The sequence below is a fragment of the Vogesella perlucida genome, assembly GCF_979366545.1.
Genome location: NZ_CEETRO010000056.1, coordinates 1 through 315 on the forward strand (window position 1 = coordinate 1; position 315 = coordinate 315).

Consider the following 315-nt stretch of genomic DNA (forward strand, 5'->3'; position numbering starts at 1 on the left):
GCGTGGTGCGCGGCAGCAGCTCCATGGCAAAGGCCGACACCTTGCGCGCAGCCAGCTGCGGGAAGGTGGTGTTCTGGAACGGGGCCAGCTGGCCAATCAGCACGGCGCCTTCTTTCAGCTCGGCAATAGCGTCTTCCGGCAGCGGGCGCACGGTCAGCACAATGTCGCCCTGCGCCAGCACCGCGGCGCGCGATGCGGCCAAGGTGGCACCGGCTTCGGCATACGCCGCATCCGGCACCGCCGCCATCGTGCCCGCCCCCGCCTCTACCACCACGGCATGGCCCATGGCGACGAGCTTTTTAACCGTTTCCGGTG

Annotated in this window: 1 pseudogene; it reads right to left on the reverse strand. The window is 68.9% G+C overall.

The window, feature by feature from the left end:
* A pseudogene (locus ACZ9XP_RS17895) lies at positions 1–315 on the reverse strand (NAD(P)(+) transhydrogenase (Re/Si-specific) subunit alpha); the annotation flags it as partial.